This is a genomic window from Cupriavidus sp. 8B (genome assembly GCF_054589115.1).
Genome location: NZ_BAAILO010000234.1, coordinates 1 through 14,561, shown reverse-complemented (window position 1 = coordinate 14,561; position 14,561 = coordinate 1). Strand labels below are relative to the sequence as shown.

At 65.5% G+C, this 14,561-nt stretch carries 14 protein-coding genes; 11 read left to right on the top strand and 3 right to left on the bottom strand.

Annotation, left to right across the window (positions count from 1 at the left end):
• Nucleotides 1-52: 52 nt before the first annotated feature.
• The 6 genes from ACYP5B_RS22290 (at nt 53) to ACYP5B_RS22265 (ending at nt 6,179) form a co-directional block, all read left to right on the top strand.
• The gene (locus tag ACYP5B_RS22290; RefSeq protein WP_459571127.1) at nt 53-1,036 is read left to right on the top strand and encodes a Bug family tripartite tricarboxylate transporter substrate binding protein; all 984 of its coding nucleotides are present in this window, start codon (nt 53-55) and stop codon (nt 1,034-1,036) included.
• A 25-nt stretch (nt 1,037-1,061) separates the two neighbouring features.
• Nucleotides 1,062-1,919 (top strand): amidohydrolase family protein, encoded by an 858-nt coding sequence (locus ACYP5B_RS22285; RefSeq protein WP_459571126.1) that lies wholly within the window; start codon nt 1,062-1,064, stop codon nt 1,917-1,919.
• A gap of 44 nt (nt 1,920-1,963) precedes the next feature.
• The gene (locus ACYP5B_RS22280) at nt 1,964-2,920 is read left to right on the top strand and encodes an SMP-30/gluconolactonase/LRE family protein (protein WP_459571125.1); all 957 of its coding nucleotides are present in this window, start codon (nt 1,964-1,966) and stop codon (nt 2,918-2,920) included.
• Between the two features lie 50 nt (nt 2,921-2,970).
• Nucleotides 2,971-3,957: a Bug family tripartite tricarboxylate transporter substrate binding protein gene (locus ACYP5B_RS22275; protein ID WP_459571124.1), complete on the top strand. Its 987-nt coding sequence runs from the start codon at nt 2,971-2,973 to the stop codon at nt 3,955-3,957.
• 1 nt (nt 3,958) lies between these two features.
• Nucleotides 3,959-4,618 (top strand): glutathione S-transferase family protein, encoded by a 660-nt coding sequence (locus ACYP5B_RS22270; protein WP_459571123.1) that lies wholly within the window; start codon nt 3,959-3,961, stop codon nt 4,616-4,618.
• Between the two features lie 490 nt (nt 4,619-5,108).
• Nucleotides 5,109-6,179: a phytoene/squalene synthase family protein gene (locus tag ACYP5B_RS22265; RefSeq protein ID WP_459571146.1), complete on the top strand. Its 1,071-nt coding sequence runs from the start codon at nt 5,109-5,111 to the stop codon at nt 6,177-6,179.
• Nucleotides 6,180-6,264: 85 nt separating this feature from the next.
• Here the strand turns inward: ACYP5B_RS22265 and ACYP5B_RS22260 are convergent, their stop codons facing one another.
• The 3 genes from ACYP5B_RS22260 to ACYP5B_RS22250 all read right to left on the bottom strand — a co-directional run bounded on the left by ACYP5B_RS22260 (nt 6,265) and on the right by ACYP5B_RS22250 (nt 8,275).
• Nucleotides 6,265-6,786, bottom strand: coding sequence for a hypothetical protein (locus ACYP5B_RS22260; RefSeq protein WP_459571122.1), 522 nt, complete (start codon nt 6,784-6,786; stop codon nt 6,265-6,267).
• Nucleotides 6,787-6,961: 175 nt separating this feature from the next.
• The gene (locus ACYP5B_RS22255) at nt 6,962-7,114 is read right to left on the bottom strand and encodes a hypothetical protein (protein WP_318234094.1); all 153 of its coding nucleotides are present in this window, start codon (nt 7,112-7,114) and stop codon (nt 6,962-6,964) included.
• 459 nt (nt 7,115-7,573) lie between these two features.
• Nucleotides 7,574-8,275 carry a TetR/AcrR family transcriptional regulator gene (locus ACYP5B_RS22250; RefSeq protein WP_459571121.1) on the bottom strand — a complete coding sequence of 234 codons (702 nt, stop codon included), beginning with the start codon at nt 8,273-8,275 and terminating at the stop codon, nt 7,574-7,576.
• Between the two features lie 311 nt (nt 8,276-8,586).
• Between ACYP5B_RS22250 and ACYP5B_RS22245 the strand changes: the two genes are divergently transcribed.
• The 5 genes from ACYP5B_RS22245 to ACYP5B_RS22225 all read left to right on the top strand — a co-directional run.
• Nucleotides 8,587-10,311, top strand: coding sequence for an AMP-binding protein (locus ACYP5B_RS22245; protein ID WP_459571120.1), 1,725 nt, complete (start codon nt 8,587-8,589; stop codon nt 10,309-10,311).
• Between the two features lie 74 nt (nt 10,312-10,385).
• On the top strand, nt 10,386-11,567 hold the full coding sequence (locus tag ACYP5B_RS22240) for an isovaleryl-CoA dehydrogenase (protein ID WP_459571119.1): 1,182 nt from the start codon (nt 10,386-10,388) through the stop codon (nt 11,565-11,567).
• Between the two features lie 67 nt (nt 11,568-11,634).
• On the top strand, nt 11,635-13,242 hold the full coding sequence (locus ACYP5B_RS22235) for a carboxyl transferase domain-containing protein (protein ID WP_318234090.1): 1,608 nt from the start codon (nt 11,635-11,637) through the stop codon (nt 13,240-13,242).
• A 73-nt stretch (nt 13,243-13,315) separates the two neighbouring features.
• On the top strand, nt 13,316-14,104 hold the full coding sequence (locus ACYP5B_RS22230) for an enoyl-CoA hydratase/isomerase family protein (RefSeq protein ID WP_318234089.1): 789 nt from the start codon (nt 13,316-13,318) through the stop codon (nt 14,102-14,104).
• Between the two features lie 82 nt (nt 14,105-14,186).
• Nucleotides 14,187-14,561, top strand: a 375-nt coding sequence (locus tag ACYP5B_RS22225) for a biotin carboxylase N-terminal domain-containing protein (RefSeq protein ID WP_459571118.1), incomplete at its 3' end; no start/stop codon positions are given.

The window sequence follows — 14,561 nt, the reverse complement described above, 5'->3', positions numbered from 1 at the left end:
TTTCACGATGGCATCGCGCAAATCAATCGTCATGGCTGCCAGAGCGCCAATCATGCAACGGCGCACGCTGTTGCAAGCCATGCTGGCCACAGCCGTGCCAGGCACCGCACTCATCGCCGGCACCGCGCAGGCAAGTAGCTACCCCGACAAACCCCTGCGCATGCTGGTCGCGTTCTCGCCCGGCGGGCCCACCGACATCATCGCGCGCGTGATCGCGCGCAAGCTGGGGGACCGGCTTGGCCAGCAGGTGGTGGTGGAGAACCGGCCCGGCGCCGGCGGCAATATCGCCGCCGAGCAGGTCGCAAAAGCGCCTGCGGACGGCTACACGCTGCTCTACAACAGCTCGTCCATCGCCATCTCGCCCGCGCTGTTTCACAAGCCGGCCCTGAACCCGGGCGAGATCTTCACGCCGGTGGCGTATGTCGCCACGGTGCCGCTGGTGGTAATCGTCAATGCGTCGACGCCGGTGAAGACGCCGCAGGAATTCCTCAACCTGCTCAAGTCCAAGCCGGGCAAGCTCAATTTCGGCTCATCCGGCAACGGCACCATCGACCACCTGACCAGCGTGCTGTTTGCCGCCAAGACTGGCACCGAGTTCAACCACATTCCGTACAAGGGCAACGCCGCCGCCCTGCCGGACCTGCTCTCCGGCCGGCTCGACTTCATGATGTCCGGCAGCCTGAACGCCGTCATGCCCTTTATCAAGGACGGCAAGCTGCGCGCCATCGCGGCCACCACCAGCCGCCGCGTTTCCGTGCTGCCGGATACGCCGACGCTGGCCGAGACCATCACGCCAGGCTTCGACTCCGGTACCTGGCAAGGGATCGTGGCGCCGCGCGGCCTGCCTGCCGACATTGTCAGCCACCTGAACCGCGACATTGCCGCCGTGCTCAAGGACCCGGAGACCGTCGCCGCGCTGCAGGCGCAAGGCGCCGAGCCCACCGGCGGCAGCCCCGCCAGGTACGGCGAACTGATCAAGGCCGAGTACGCCCGGTGGACGCGCGTGGTCAAGGAAACCGGCGCCAGCTCCGACTGATCTTCCAAAGGACACCAGACACACCATGACCGATCAAGACGTTGTTGCCACTGGTGTCACTCATGCCGCTGGTGCCGCATCCGGCGGCATCTGGGACTGCCACACGCATATCTTCGGCCCCTATGCGCAGCACCCGTTGCCGGCGCACGCCATCTACAGCCCGCCCCCGGCACCGTTCTCCGAGCTGCACGCGTTGCACGCCGGCCTCGGCGTCGCCCATGGCGTGCTGGTGCAAGGCGCCTGCTACGGCGACGACCACAGTGCCCTGCTGACGGCGCTGGATAGCAGCGCCGGCACCTATCGCGGCGTGGCGCTGATCGATCCGCAGATCGAGGAAGCCCGCCTGGCGGACATGCATGCGCGTGGCGTGCGGGGCATCCGGCTCGGCCTGATGTCTCACCTGGGCGGGCGCATCGATCCCGGCCGCATGCTGGCTATCCTGGATCGCATCCGCCCCTACGGCTGGCATGCGCTGCTGCACGGCGAATTGAAGGACGTGAACGGCGCGCTGGAGACCCTTGCTCCGCATGGCGTGACGCTGGTGATCGACCACATGGCCCGCGTCAAGGCAGCGGATGGCGTGGACTATCCCGCCTTCGCGGCATTCGAGCGGTTCCTTGCCTTGCCCAACGTGTGGATCAAGCTCTCCGGCGGAGACCGCATCACCGGCGGCGCACCGTCCGACGCCGCGGCGGTGGTAGCGCGCAGGATGCTGGACATCGCGCCGGGCCGCGCCATCTGGGGCAGCGACTGGCCCCATCCGAACATTGCCTACCCCCGCCCGGACGAGGCGCAGTTGCTCGCTTGGGTACGCGCTGTGTGCGGCGACGCCGACACCGCCGCCTCGGTGCTGGTGCGCAACCCGGCGCGCCTGTACGCATAACACGCCGCAAGCAAGCCAAAAGCAAGCCTGAAACTGGAGACATCATGCACAACAACGTGAATACGCCGATGCCGCTGTGCCGCTACCCGGACCCCGCCGTCCAGGTGCTCAGCCCCGCCTTCGAGAAGTACCACCTGGTGCTGGCCGCGGTGGAGCGCATCGCCAGCGGCAGCCGCTGGGCCGAAGGCCCGGTCTGGTTCGGCGACGGCCGCTACCTGCTGTGGAGCGACATTCCCAACAACCGCATCCTCAAATGGGAAGAAGAAACGGGTGCGGTCAGTGAATTCCGCGCCCCGTCCAGCAACGCCAACGGCAATACCCGCGACCGACAGGGCCGCCTGGTGACCTGCGAGCACGGCGGCCGGCGCATCACGCGCACCGAGTACGACGGCAGCATCACCGTGCTGATGGACAGCTTCGATGGCAAGCGCCTGAACTCCCCCAATGACCTGGTGGTGAAATCCGATGGCTCGATCTGGTTCACCGACCCGCCCTTCGGCATTGCCGGCTACTACCAGGGCGAGCACGCCGAGCAGGAATTGCCCGAGCGGGTCTACCGGCTGGACCCTGCCACCGGCAAAGCCGCCGTGGTGGCCGACGACATCAGCGGACCCAACGGCCTGGCCTTCTCGCCCGACGAACGCACCCTGTACGTGATCGAGTCGCGCGCACGTCCGCGCCGCATTCGCGCGATCGAGGTCGATGCCAGCGGCACCGGCCTGGGCGCCAGCCGCGTGCTGGTGGACGCCGGCCCCGGCACGCCGGATGGGTTCCGCGTGGATGTAGACGGCAATCTCTGGTGCGGCTGGGGCATGGGAGCGCCGGAGCTGGACGGCGTGCGCGTGTTCTCGCCCCAGGGTGAGCCGATCGGCCATATCTCGTTGCCCGAACGCTGCGCCAACCTCTGCTTTGGCGGGCGCCATCGCAACCGGCTCTTCATGGCCTCGTGCACGTCGATCTATTCGCTTTACGTCAACACGCAAGGCGTGCTGGGCGGCTAAGCGTGCCGCGCCGCACGTTGACCACAAAACACCGAAACCGGAGACCACCCATGCCCTTTAGCGCCTCGCCCCGCGGCACCTTTGCCACGGCGCTGCTCGCCTGCCTGTTTGCACCGCTGCTTGCCATGCCCGGCGCCGCCCAGGCGGCCCCCATCACCCGGCTGGTGGTGGCGTTTCCCGCCGGCGGCCCGGCCGACTCGCTCGCCCGCGCGATCTCGCGCCAGCTCGAGACCGAGCTCAAGCAGACCGTGGTGATCGACAACCGCCCCGGGGCCAATGGCGCCATCGCCGCCGGCTTTGTCGCCAAATCGCCAGCGGATGGCTCGGTCCTGTTCCTCACCAGCGCCGGCGCCATCGTCATCAACCCGGCGCTGTACGCCAACCTGCCCTACAACCCGCAGAAGGATCTCGCGCCCATCTCCATGGTGGTGAACACGCCGGAGGTGCTGGTGGTCAAGCCCGATGCGCCCGCCGCCACCGCGGCGGCCTTCGTCAAGCAAGCGCAGCGGGCCGGTAAGCCGCCAAGCCTTGCCTCCACCGGCGTCGGCAGCATGCCGCACATGGCCATCGAGCTGTTCAAGGCCGCCACCAGCGTCAACTTCCTGCACGTGGCCTACAAAGGCGCCGCGCCAGCCATCACCGACACCCTCGGCGGGCAGGTGGACGCCTTCTTCGGCGACGCCTCCGGCCTGATGCCCTTTATCACCAGCAAGCGCCTCAAGCCCATCGGCGTAGCCGCGCCCAAGCGCCTGTCCTTCCTGCCCGACGTGCCCACGCTGACGGAGCTCGGCATCAGGAATGTCGAAGCCAGCAACTGGTACGGCATGATGGCCCCGGCCGGCACCCCGAGCGCCGTGGTCACCCGCGTCAACGAAGCGCTGCGCCGCACGCTGGCCACGCCCGAAGTGCGCAAGAGCCTCGACCAGCTCGGCCTGGTGCCCGCCGTGGGCAGCGCCGCGGACTTCGCCGGCATCATCCGCACCGATTCCGCGAAATGGGCCCGCGTCATCAAGGACCAGAACATCCATGGAGAATAAGATGATGCCCTCCGACACCCCGGCGCCCTCGCCCCTGCCCGGCCGCCTCAACCTGTTCTGCTCGCCCCGTTCGCCCTTTGTACGCCGCGTCATGGTGGCAGCCCATGAACTCGGGCTGGCGCAAGACCTCCACTGCATCGACACCGTGGTCGCCATGACCGGCTGCCACGCCGGGCTGATGCAGATCAACCCGCTCAACAAGATCCCCACTCTGATCACCGAGGACGGCGCGGCGCTGTTCGATACGGTGCTGATCTGCGAATACCTGGACAGCGTGGCTGCGGTGCCGTCGCTGTTCCCGCAAGCGCGCACCGCGCGCCTGCAATCCATGCGCTGGCATGCACTGGGGCATGGCCTGACCGATCTGCTGGTGCTGTGGCGCAACGAACGCAACCGGCCCCCGGCAAAGCAGTCGGGCGAAGTCATGCGCGCCTGGGGCAGCAAGGCGAGCGCTACGCTGGGCCGCCTGCAGACCGAGGTTGCGGCGTTGCAAGCAGCGCCCCTCTCTATCGGGCAGATTGCGGTGGCTTGCGCGCTGGGCTACCTGGATTTCCGCTTTGAGGAGATGCGGTGGCGGGATAGCGTGCCGGTGCTGGGGGCATGGTTCGATGGGTTCAACCAGCGGGCTTCGATGCAAGCGACGCTGCCGGCGCTGGCTTGAGCCTGGCCATATAGCGCGATCTGTGCGCGCGACGACAGTGTTCAATCCAGGCCTCTTCCTCCTGGCCTGCCAACGAGTTCGTCGGCGGAGAATCGCGAGCCTACTCGACGGCAGGTCTTGCCCAGTCTTCGAAGAGAAGGTCAGGCACACGTTTGAATTCGCGCACGTTGTTGGTCACCAGCAGAGCGCCAGCGGAGATTGCATGTCCCGCGATGGCAGCATCGGTCTCACCGATCGGCGTGCCACACATATGCCAGCATATGTCGATTTGAATTAGTGCATTATTCGCCACTAATGGCACGCTAACAAACGGAGCCCTTGCGCCACGATGCGGAGGCTTCATCCAGGCGATTCTGTTCGGCCACCAGCTTCCCTGACGTGCGCCGGAGTCGGCTCAGGCCCGGAGTTGCTGTCCCGCGACATCCTTGCCGGATACAATTCGGCAGCGCCTGACCTGTCCAAGACGTCCAATACCGATCTGACCCCATTCATGCCTAACCCTACCCGGGCCTTCCTTCTGGGCCCGCTGCTCAAAGGCGTTTCACGCTCTTTCTACCTCACCCTGCGCGTGCTGCCCGCCGGCATGCGCGATCCGATCGGCCTGGCGTATCTGCTGGCCCGCGCCGCCGACACCATTGCAGACACCTCGCTGATTCCGCCGCAGCAACGGCTGGATCTGCTGCTGGCGCTGCGCGACCAGGTCAACGGCGCCACCGACGACGGCACGCTCATGCCGCGCCTGGCGGCCGAGGTTGCCGGGCAACAAGCGCTATCGGACGAGAAGGTCCTGCTTGAATCGTTGGGGCCGGCGCTCACTGTGCTGTCTCAATTGAGCCAGGCCGACCGCACGGCGGTACGCGATATCGTGTCGACCCTGACGACCGGCATGGAATTTGATCTGCGCACCTTCCCTGATGAAAACTCCGGGCAGATTGGCGTGCTGCGCGAATGGCAGGAGCTGGACCGCTACACCTACCTGGTCGCGGGATGCGTGGGCGAGTTCTGGACCAAGATGACCTACGCACATATGCCCGGAACCCTCAAAGGGGATTCAGAGGCGATGCTGCTGCGAGGGGTTCGTTTTGGCAAGGCGTTGCAAATGACCAATGTGCTGCGGGACTGCGCCAAGGATCTGCGTATCGGCCGCTGCTACCTGCCTGGGCAGATGCTGGATCGGCATGGACTGACGCCGCAGGACCTGTTGGTGCCGAGCAATTCCGCGCGTGCGAAGCCGCTCTTGTTCGAGTTGATCCGCAAGACGCTGGCGCATTTTCGCGAGGCGGTTGACTACACGTTTGCCATTCCGGCGTTCTCTGTGCGATTGCGGCTGGCCTGTTTGTGGCCGGTGCTTATCGGATTGGAGACCCTGCTGCTGTTGGTCAACAATGACGATTGGCTGGATCCGGCGAAGGTGCCCAAGATACGGCGGGGTGAGGTGTATCGGATTGTGGGGTATTCGGCGTTGATAGCGCCGTCCAATGGGCTGCTGCGGATTTGGGTCGAGCGGTTGATGGGAGGGATCGAGGCGCGGCTGGGAGGCGAGCCCAGCGGCGGTCGATAGCCGCCGTCACCCCGCCCCGACGATCCGAGTGGACAGGAGCGGCGATTCAACGCCAGCAGGGGATGGGTCCCTTGGCGGGCAGCAATCACTTGCTGCTGGTGTGGCTGTCGCCCCCAAGCGGATCGACAATGATCATCGTGCGATCCAGCACCCCGCGATCGTCAAAGTAGGCGCTGAAGTGGGCCGGCTGGTAGGCGCCGATATACATCCGGTACGACCATGCCTCGCGCTTCATCAGCGGGTAGTACTCGACCGGTTCGCGAGGTAGCCCGAAACGTTGGGCCACGTCCTGTTTGGTCCACGTCCCTGGACGCGCCTCATAGATCTCTTTTTCGGTCAACATCTGGCGGAACCCGGTGAGGTTTCCGCTGGCATCGAAATCCGCCGCGTAGACGGCGAAGCCGAGCGGCTGCTTCGAGTAGATCCAGCGGCTGGTGCCGCCGGCGAGCTGGTAGGTCTCCGTGGGCTTGCCAAAGGTGTCACGCACGGCGCTCTCCGGGCCGCCGATCATTTTTTGCGCGGTCTCGACCGGCTGCAGGGATGCGCAGGCGCACAACGCGACCGCAGCGGCGGTAGTCCATATCCACCTGGCTAAGCGATATTGCATGACCATTCTCCATCGTCAGCGCGGGTTGTGTTCCCGGGCCAGGAACCCTTCCAGCATAGCTCAAGCACGTGCATGCGCTACGCACCCTGCCATCACGGTAAACGCTTCTGGCGGCCGAATTATTCCACCGGTTTCACCGGTCCGGTCGGTCCGGTCGACAGTGACGAAGCTGGCCTCAACAAACGTACCCCTCGATAAAGCAAAACACCGCCGTGCCGCTCCCGTACTCGGTGTCGCGCAGCGTGAATGCACCTGAAAGGCAGATGAACGCGGTCATGCAGGCCAGGACAACAAGCAGGCAGATTGCCAGAATGGACAGATTTTGCATGGCTAACCTTGACTTCAACGAAGCAGCGGACGCCGAACCGATGATCCGGCGAATGGGGAAACCCGGGCGCCAGTCTCAAAGCCGGCGCTTATACCCCTTTACGCATTTCCCATGCCGGCGCCGGAAGGGCGAAAAAGCGCCCGAATGTGCTTCGGAAGGAAGCCACGCCGTCAGTGCTGTTGGGCCGCGCCACACACAGGGGTTGGCGGTTCCCGAACTGCTCCCTGGGCGGACACCTCGATGCTGCCGCTCAACGCGCAACGCTTAGCCGGACAGCGCCCCGCTAGAATGTCCGGGAATGTCCCACTCTGGTCCGCATCCGGCCTGTCGCGGGCGCAGCGCACGGCTTAGTCGCGCGCGAGTTGATTGCGCAATCCTCGCTCGACATGGAGGCCGTCGGGCGGGCACGGCCACCTGATCTCGCCAACGCCGCAGCACTACCGGGAGCTACCGGGAGCCCTATTTCGCGCCCCCCTCCACCCGCCGCAAAGCCGCCCCCACTTCTCCGTAAAACTCCCGCAGCGCTGCCACCTCCAGGTCAGGAGGCAGCAACGCCGGCCAGAGCAGCGCCACGATATCCTTGGCGGTCCGCTCGATATCCACCGGCCGTTGCCTGGCGATTGCGTCCCAAAGAATGTGTTCCATCGGCCCGAAGATAGCCGAGCGCAGCAAGCTCAGCGGCAGGTCGGCCCGGATCTCCCCGCTTTCCCGCGCGCGCGCCAGCATATCCATCAGCGGCGCGGTGTACCGCCGTTGCAGCGGCACGAACACTTCGCCCAGCCCCGGCCCCCTGGCGCGGCCTTCGGAGAGCACCAGCGCACATAACCCGGTGCCCTGGATCAGGAACAGCCGCAGGTGCGTGTGCACGAAGAACTCGAGCTGCGCCTTGGTGCTCTGGTCGCGCGGCATGCCGTCTTCCACCGCCGCGATGATTTCGTCGTACCAGTCCTCGATCACCCGCACGCATAACTCGCGCTTGCCGTGGAAGTAGGTAAACACCGTGGCTTCGGAGATGCCCAGGCGCTGGGCGATCTCGGTGGTGGTGGCGCGCTCGTAGCCCATCTCGGCAAAGACTTCGCGGGCCACGCGCAGGATGTCGCGGATGCGTTGCTCCGCCTTGGCGCTCGCGGGGACGCGGCGCCGCACCATGATGTCGTCCATCGACGTGTTACCTCGCTTGCCGGAAGCCGGCGATTATAGTGCGGCGCAGCAAAAAACGGATGCCCGGGCACGCCTTGGGGGCCGCTCGCCCCCGTCACCGGATTGTAATTGATCTTTACTCAATTCGTGGTTGCAATTTTTCGAGTCTGCGTGTACTTTTCCAGTCAACGCCACCGTCTCGATGCGCTACAGGACGGGAAGAAGGCCAGAATATATGCGCATTCCCCGACTTGAGTCCCACTCAACAAAGTTGATTAAACCTCAAGAAACCGGGATACAGACAATATTGCGACAGCGCTTTGGAGACGAGTATGACGATGCAGGGTGCCGCTAGCCCAACGATCTTGCCCATTGGCGGGCTCTCCCATGTACGGGGCGTGACTGATATTCCCCTGTCCGAGCTGACGGTGCCGGCATTGCTTGCCGAAACCGTGGAGCGTTTCCCGGATCGCGAGGCGGTGGTGTTCCGCGAGCAGGGCATCCGCTGGAGCTGGCGGGAGTTTGCGCAGGTGGTGGACGCCATGGCCGGGGGCTTGCGCCTGCTGGGCCTGGAGCGCGGGGACCGCATCGGGATCTGGTCCCCGAACCGGGTGGAGTGGCTGGTGACGCAGTTCGCAACCGCGCGCCTCGGGCTGGTGCTGGTGAACATCAATCCGGCTTACCGCCTGGCGGAGCTGGAATATGCGCTGAACAAGGTGGGCTGCAAAGCCATCGTGGCGGCGGAGTCGTTCAAGACGTCGCGTTACCTGGAGATGCTGCAGACGCTGGCGCCGGAGCTGCAAAGCTGCGAGCCGGGCGCGCTGCAGGCGGCGCGCTTGCCCGCGCTGCGCTGGGTGATCCGCATGGGCGGCGCGCGCACGCCCGGCATGCTGAACTACGATGCGCTGCTTGCGCATGGCACGCATGCCCTCACCGGCGAGCTGGACGCGATCAGCGAGCAGCTGGACCGCTACGACCCGATCAATATCCAGTTCACCAGCGGCACCACAGGCGCGCCCAAGGGCGCCACGCTGACGCACCGGAACATCGTCAATAACGCGCGCTTCATCGCCATGGCGATGCGCTTCTCCGAGCAGGACAAGCTGTGCATCCCGGTGCCGTTCTATCACTGCTTCGGCATGGTGCTGGCCGTGCTGGCCTGCGTGTCCACCGGCGCCTGCATGGTGTTCCCCGGCGAGGCGTTCGAGCCGGCGGCGACCATGGCCGCGGTCAGCGAGGAGCGCTGCACGGCCTTGCACGGCGTGCCGACCATGTTCATCGCGCAGCTGGATCATCCGGATTTTGCCAAGTACGATTTCTCCACGCTGCGCACCGGGATCATGGCGGGCTCGCCCTGCCCCATCGAGACGATGAAGCGCGTGATCTCGCAGATGCATATGGCGGAAGTGACGATTGCCTATGGCATGACCGAGACCAGCCCGGTGTCCTTCCAGAGTTCCACCACCGATCCGCTCGACAAGCGCGTGACCACGGTGGGATTGATCCAGCCGCATCTTGAAGTGAAACTGGTGGACGGCATGGGCGAGATCGTGCCCGTTGGCGAAAAGGGCGAGTTGTGCACGCGCGGCTATTCGGTGATGCAGGGTTACTGGGACGATGAGCCGCGCACCCGCGAGGCGATCCGCGATGGCTGGATGCATACGGGCGACCTCGCCACCATCGACGCAGAAGGCTACTGCAATATCGTCGGCCGCGTGAAGGACATGCTGATCCGTGGCGGCGAGAACGTCTACCCACGCGAGATCGAGGAATTCCTGTTCCGCCACCCCAAGGTGCAGGCGGTGCAGGTGTTTGGCGTGCCCGATCCCAAGTACGGCGAGGAAGTCTGCGCATGGATCGTGCTCAAGCCGGGCGAGACGGCGACAGAGGACGATATCCGTGCTTTCTGCCGCGACCAGATCGCGCACTACAAGATTCCGCGCTATATCCGCTTTGTCGACGAGATGCCCATGACCATTACCGGCAAGGTGCAGAAGTTCGTGATGCGCGAGCGCATGACGCTGGAACTCGGGCTGGACGAGACCAAGACCGCCTGATTCCAATCCCACTTTCATTTGACATCGGGCTGCGCTCCCCGGCAGCCCCACTCAACACGATAACGAGCACTCCCATGAACGAACTCCCAGGCCTCAATTTCCATCTCGGCGAAGATATCGACATGCTGCGCGAATCCGTGCGCAACTGGGCGCAAGCCGAACTGGCCCCGCGCGCGGCAGAGATCGACCGCACCGACCAGTTCCCTATGGATGCCTGGAAGAAGATGGGCGACCTCGGCGTGCTCGGCATCACGGTGGCAGAGGAGTACGGCGGCGCCAATATGGGCTACCTCGCCCACATGATCGCCATGGAAGAGATCAGCCGCGCCTCGGCCTCGGTCGGCCTGTCCTACGGCGCGCACTCCAACCTGTGCTTGAACCAGATCCACCGCAACGGCACCGCTTCGCAGAAGGCGAAATACCTGCCCAAGCTGGTCTCCGGCGACTGGATCGGCGCGCTGGCCATGAGCGAGCCCAATGCCGGCTCCGACGTGGTGAGCATGAAGCTGCGCGCGGACTTCAAGGGCGACCACTACGTGCTCAACGGCACCAAGATGTGGATCACCAACGGCCCGGACTGCGACGTGCTGGTGGTCTACGCCAAGACCGAGCCGGACCTTGGCGCGCGCGGCATGACCGCCTTTATCGTCGAGAAGGGCATGAAGGGCTTCTCGGTGGCGCAGAAGCTGGACAAGCTCGGCATGCGCGGCTCGCACACGGGGGAGCTGGTGTTCCAGGACGTGGAAGTGCCGGTGGAGAACATCCTTGGCGGCGAGAACCTGGGCGCCAAGGTGCTGATGAGCGGGCTGGACTATGAGCGCGCGGTGCTCTCCGGCGGCCCGGTAGGCATCATGCAGGCGTGCATGGACGTGATCACGCCGTACATCCACGACCGCAAGCAGTTCGGCCAGAGCATCGGCGAATTCCAGCTGATCCAGGGCAAGGTGGCCGACATGTACACCACGCTGCAGGCGGCACGCAGCTACCTGTACACGGTGGGCAAGAATCTCGACTCGCTCGGCACCGAACACGTGCGCCAGGTGCGCAAGGACTGCGCCGCGGTGATCCTGTACACCGCCGAGAAGGCAACCTGGATGGCCGGCGAATCCGTGCAGATCCTGGGCGGCAACGGCTATATCAACGACTACCCGGTGGGCCGCCTGTGGCGCGACGCCAAGCTGTACGAGATCGGCGCCGGCACCTCGGAAATCCGCCGCATGCTGATCGGGCGCGAGCTCTACGCCGAAACGGCCTGAGCATCCAGCCGACGCCTGCGCACTCACAGCACCAGCCACAAGCACAAAGACCCGAGACCGATACCTTATGCCCACGCTCGAAACCAAACTCAATGCGCGCTCGGAATCCTTCCGCGCCAATGCCGACGCCATGCAGGCGCTGGTCGCCGACCTCAAGGCGAAGATCGCCAATCTGGCGGAAGGCGGCGGCGAGGAAGCCCGCGCCAAGCACCTCGGGCGCGGCAAGCTGCTGCCGCGCGAGCGTGTGCAGCAACTGCTGGATCCGGGCACGCCGTTCCTGGAACTGTCGCAGCTCGCGGCTTACGACATGTACGACAATGCCGCGCCGGGCGCGGGCATCATCACCGGTATCGGCAGCGTGGCCGGGCAGGAATGCGTGATCGTCTGCAACGACGCGACCGTCAAGGGCGGCACCTACTACCCGCTCACCGTGCGCAAGCACCTGCGCGCGCAGGAAATCGCCGAGCAGAACAACCTGCCCTGCATCTACCTGGTGGACTCGGGCGGCGCCAACCTGCCCAACCAGGACGACGTGTTCCCGGACCGCGACCACTTTGGCCGCATCTTCTATAACCAGGCCAATCTGTCCAAGGCGGGCATCCCGCAGATCGCGGTGGTGATGGGTTCGTGCACGGCCGGCGGCGCCTATGTGCCGGCCATGAGCGATGAATCGATCATCGTCAAGAACCAGGGCACCATCTTCCTGGGCGGCCCGCCGCTGGTGAAGGCGGCCACTGGCGAGGAAGTCACCGCCGAGGACCTGGGCGGCGCCGATGTGCACACGCGCCTGTCTGGCGTGGCCGATTACTTTGCGCAGAACGACGCGCATGCGCTGTCGCTGGCGCGCAATATCGTGCAGCACCTGAACCGCCGCAAGCCGGACCAGATCCGCCTGCACGAGCCCCTGCCCCCGCGCTATCCGGTGGAGGAGCTGTACGGCGTGATCCCCACCGACACGCGCAAGCCCTATGACGTGCGCGAGGTGATTGCGCGCATCGTGGACGACTCGGACTTCGACGAGTTCAAGGCGCGCTACGGCACCACGCTGGTGTGCGGCTTTGCGCGGATCTGGGGCTATCCGGTTGGCATCATCGCCAACAACGGCATCCTGTTCTCGGAGTCCGCGCTCAAGGGCGCGCACTTTATCGAGCTGTGCTGCCAGCGCAAGATCCCGCTGGTGTTCCTGCAGAACATCACCGGCTTCATGGTGGGGCGCAAGTACGAGAACGAAGGCATTGCGCGCAATGGCGCCAAGATGGTGACGGCGGTGGCGACGGCGCAGGTGCCGAAGTTCACGGTGATCATCGGCGGCTCGTTTGGCGCGGGCAACTACGGCATGTGCGGGCGCGCTTACTCGCCACGCTTCCTGTGGATGTGGCCGAACGCGCGGATCTCGGTGATGGGCGGGGAGCAGGCGGCCAGCGTGCTGGCTACCGTGCGCCGCGACGGCATCGAGGCCAGGGGCGGTAGCTGGAGCGCGGAAGACGAGGACAAGTTCAAGCAACCGATCCGCGACCAGTACGAGCACCAGGGCCACCCCTACTACGCCAGCGCGCGGCTGTGGGATGACGGCGTGATCGATCCCGCGCAAACCCGCACGGTGCTGGGCCTGGGCCTGTCGGCCAGCCTGAACGCGCCCATCGGCGAGATGAAGTTCGGCGTGTTCCGCATGTAATTGCTTGCGCAATTACACACGCAAGAGCCACCGATACCGAATCTGACCGGACCGAACCGTACAGGACACCACCATGGAATTCACCACCCTTACCGTCACCGCCGCGCAGCACGTGGCCACCGTCACGCTGAACCGGCCGGACGTGCGCAACGCCTTCAACGAAACCGTGATCGCCGAGCTCACCGGCGCCTTTCGCGCGCTCGGCAGCGAGCCCACGGTGCGCGCCATCGTGCTGGCGGGCAGTGGCCCGGCCTTCTGCGCGGGCGCCGACCTGAACTGGATGAAGAAGATGGCCGGCTACTCGCATGACGAGAACCGGTCGGATGCGCTCACGCTGGCGCAGATGCTGCACACCATCTGGGCCTGTCCCAAGCCGGTGATCGCACGTATCCACGGTGACACCTATGCGGGCGGCGTGGGCCTGGTTGCCGCCTGCGACATCGCCGTGGCCGCGGAGACGGTGAATTTCTGCCTGTCGGAAGCACGCCTGGGCTTGCTGCCCGCCACCATCAGCCCCTACGTGATCCGTGCCATGGGCGAGCAGGCAGCGCGCCGCTACTTCATCACCGCCGAGCGCTTCGGCGCGGCCGAGGCGCTGCGGCTTGGCTTTGTGCATGAGGTGGTGCCGGGCGACACGCTGGACGCCAAGGTGGACGAGCTGGCCGCCGCGCTGGTAGCCAACAGCCCCAACGCCGTGCGCGAGAGCAAGCGGCTGGTGCAGGAAGTGTCCGGCCGGGCCATCGACGATGCGCTGCTGGCGGATACCGCCGACCGCATTGCCGCGATCCGCGCGTCGGAAGAAGGCCGCGAAGGCGTCCGCTCCTTCCTGGAGAAGCGCTCGCCGTCCTGGCGGCCTGCCTGAGCCAATGCACCCAGCCAATCGAGCGCACCCGCCGCGCGGCCACCGCAGCCGCGCCGCCTGAACGAAAAAACTAGGAACAGTCATGTTCAACAAGATCCTGATCGCCAATCGCGGCGAAATCGCCTGCCGCGTGGCAGCCACCTGCCGCCGCCTCGGCATCCGCACGGTGGCCGTCTACTCCGACGCCGACGCCAACGCGCGCCACGTGGCGCTATGCGACGAGGCCGTGCATATCGGCGGCGCCGCCGCGCGCGACAGCTACCTGCGCGGCGACCACATCATCGAAATGGCCAAAGCCACCGGTGCGCAGGCCATCCATCCGGGCTACGGCTTCCTTTCTGAAAACGATGGCTTCGCCGATGCCTGCGCCGAAGCCGGCCTCGTCTTCATTGGCCCGCCGGCATCGAGCATCCGCGCCATGGGCAGCAAGAGCGCCGCCAAGCGCCTGATGGAACAA

Excerpts from the sequence above, each read along its gene's own strand:
- ACYP5B_RS22270 (WP_459571123.1), top strand. The coding sequence starts at position 3,959 with ATGATGCCCTCCGACACCCCGGCGCCCTCGCCCCTGCCCGGCCGCCTC.
- ACYP5B_RS22255 (WP_318234094.1), bottom strand. The coding sequence starts at position 7,114 with ATGCAAAATCTGTCCATTCTGGCAATCTGCCTGCTTGTTGTCCTGGCC.
- ACYP5B_RS22290 (WP_459571127.1), top strand. The coding sequence starts at position 53 with ATGCAACGGCGCACGCTGTTGCAAGCCATGCTGGCCACAGCCGTGCCA.
- ACYP5B_RS22265 (WP_459571146.1), top strand. The coding sequence starts at position 5,109 with ATGCCTAACCCTACCCGGGCCTTCCTTCTGGGCCCGCTGCTCAAAGGC.
- ACYP5B_RS22245 (WP_459571120.1), top strand. The coding sequence starts at position 8,587 with ATGACGATGCAGGGTGCCGCTAGCCCAACGATCTTGCCCATTGGCGGG.
- ACYP5B_RS22275 (WP_459571124.1), top strand. The coding sequence starts at position 2,971 with ATGCCCTTTAGCGCCTCGCCCCGCGGCACCTTTGCCACGGCGCTGCTC.
- ACYP5B_RS22240 (WP_459571119.1), top strand. The coding sequence starts at position 10,386 with ATGAACGAACTCCCAGGCCTCAATTTCCATCTCGGCGAAGATATCGAC.
- ACYP5B_RS22250 (WP_459571121.1), bottom strand. The coding sequence starts at position 8,275 with ATGGACGACATCATGGTGCGGCGCCGCGTCCCCGCGAGCGCCAAGGCG.
- ACYP5B_RS22285 (WP_459571126.1), top strand. The coding sequence starts at position 1,062 with ATGACCGATCAAGACGTTGTTGCCACTGGTGTCACTCATGCCGCTGGT.
- ACYP5B_RS22260 (WP_459571122.1), bottom strand. The coding sequence starts at position 6,786 with ATGCAATATCGCTTAGCCAGGTGGATATGGACTACCGCCGCTGCGGTC.
- ACYP5B_RS22230 (WP_318234089.1), top strand. The coding sequence starts at position 13,316 with ATGGAATTCACCACCCTTACCGTCACCGCCGCGCAGCACGTGGCCACC.
- ACYP5B_RS22235 (WP_318234090.1), top strand. The coding sequence starts at position 11,635 with ATGCCCACGCTCGAAACCAAACTCAATGCGCGCTCGGAATCCTTCCGC.
- ACYP5B_RS22280 (WP_459571125.1), top strand. The coding sequence starts at position 1,964 with ATGCACAACAACGTGAATACGCCGATGCCGCTGTGCCGCTACCCGGAC.